This window comes from Infirmifilum sp., from assembly GCF_049970975.1.
GTDB classification, from domain to species: Archaea; Thermoproteota; Thermoprotei; order Thermofilales; family Thermofilaceae; genus Thermofilum; species Thermofilum uzonense.
Genome location: NZ_JBMFLX010000093.1, coordinates 3148 through 5225, shown reverse-complemented (window position 1 = coordinate 5225; position 2078 = coordinate 3148). Strand labels below are relative to the sequence as shown.

The 2078-nt window shown below is 58.4% G+C and carries 1 protein-coding gene; it reads right to left on the bottom strand.

All coding sequences use genetic code 11. The annotated features are described in order from the left end of the window. Nucleotides 1-1051: 1051 nt before the first annotated feature. On the bottom strand, nt 1052-2078 hold a 1027-nt coding region (cas10, locus tag ACP5KC_RS08640; protein ID WP_428287292.1), incomplete at its 5' end, for a type III-B CRISPR-associated protein Cas10/Cmr2.

The following is a 2078-nucleotide window of genomic DNA, read 5'->3' as shown; positions in this document are numbered from 1 at the left end:
GGCAGCTTGAGCAGGCTCGCAAACCCTATCCCCAGCAGCACCCTCATCAAGTCGCTGAAGCTCCTCGGAGCGGCGTCTCTGATCTGCACTATGGTGCCCTGCGGGAAGACGAGTATCTGCGGCCTCCTCATGTTCAGCGACTCCGAGTAGCCCAGCCCAAGCCTCTCGACCCTGATCTTCGGCGGCTTTGCTACTACGCCGTCCTTTAGACTACCGGGAAGACCGACGATCTCGCCGAGCCCGAATGGGGTCTCGAAACAGACACCGGCCACTTCCTCAACGTTGAAAGCGCCCCCAGGACCTCCACCGCTCTGCCCGCACGGGGTGGGGATGGCGGGTATCGGCGTTAGAGCTACGTAAGTGCCTCTGTCCAGCTGCTCGAGCGGGCTCGTAACGTACTTGAAGACGTCCCCCGCGCCGCTCTCGCAGTAGACCTCGGCTAGCGTGCCCTCGCCGCCGAACCTCACCACCTCCCCGCACCTGTCAATCGACCCTTCTAGAACGTACTTGAAGACCGGTTGGACAGGCGTTCCACCTGCTTCACGGACGTAAAGCGAGGCGGGTGCTGTGTAGAAGTAGCCCGTCTTAACTACCTTGGGCGTAGCTGCGTCCCTCCTCTCGAGGGCTACGCCTACTCTCCTCAGCGTTGTGTGTCTAACGTACTCGCCCCTTTTCTCCTCGGGAAGCGAGTGCAGGTCGCGTAGGCTCTCGAGGACGCTCTCCGCAACCGGCACAAACAGCTCTCCGACGTTTAAGTAGGGCCTGTTCTCGAAGTACGTCAACGGTCCTTTAATACATGGGTCTCCACACTTCAACTTCTCCTTAAGCTCGCTGTAAAGCTCGTTCAGATCCTCCAGCCCCATCAGCTTGCTACACGGGTCTGTAGCGGAACCGGTCTTGAGCCGCACACCCAGTAGGGCGCCCAAGGCCCCCGCAACGGTGGTCGGTAGCGGGATCGGCGTGTTAGAGGGCTTGGAATGTAGCTGCACCCCGCCGACGTGCGTTTTAGCGAAGACCGGTCTATTTATGACGCGGAAGGCCACGATCATGCTCAGAACACCCACCTCAGCGTTCTGAGCAAGTCTAGGAACACCTCCACCGGGTGCTCTTTTACGTCGTAGATCCGCAGCCAGGCGCCGGTAGCCAGCCTCTCGGCGAGCCACTTCGCGAGCTCGGGCTTTACACTGCTGCCTTGCTTGGCAAGCTGTATGTTCCTCGAGATCACGTACTCCAGCACCTTCTTCAAGGCACGGTTGTTCTCCATTAAGGCGTCGTCTTTGAAGTCCTCGAAGTCCTCCGGCAGGTTGGAGGAAATAAACGTCAGTAGCAGCGGCTGCGCCGCCTTGAGCGCGTCGAGCAGGCCCTTTAGCTCGCATCGCTCCTCGGAGACCGGTTTCAAGCTGAAGACGCTTATCGAACCGCCTCTACTACTTGATACTACTAGCGAGTCTTTCTCTGAGAGCAAGGTGTCGTCTTTGACCCACTTAGCCTTCTTCGCCTTTTCCTCGAGTAGCTCTTGCGCCACCTTGGACTCCTCGGACAGCACGTCGAGTAGGGAAACGAACCTGATCGAGAAGCTCCTGCCCGTAGGTATCTCCGAAATGACCGGTCTACCCTTCACCTTCTTAAAGCCGGCTTTGTAGAAGGCCTCCCTAAGCTCTATAGCCACGTCAATAGCGTTCTCGGCAGGAGCCAAGGCCATCACGTCGTCTCCACCGCTGTAAATCAGTAAGCCCCCGCGCTCCCGTAGGATCCTCCAGTCCTCCAGTGAAGTGAGCATGAGCGACAGCGAGATAGAAGACGTTATGGCAGGGGAGATCGGCGGGGACTTTAGTCCGAGGGCCTCGGCGAGCTCGGCTGCGGCGGAGTAGCCGTCCTTTAGAGCGTTCAAAGCCTCTTCTTTGTTGTCTTCGAACTCACCCCACTTCACTATGTGATCTAGAAGAACCTTCGCAACCTCGTTCAGGCTCCTACCTTTCTCCCCCCGCAAGATCTTGCCCACGTCGTCCGCGTCTCCTCTAATAATGGCGAACTTCGTCTTCAGAGCGATGACGTCGCAGACCTTGTCCGGTGCTTCC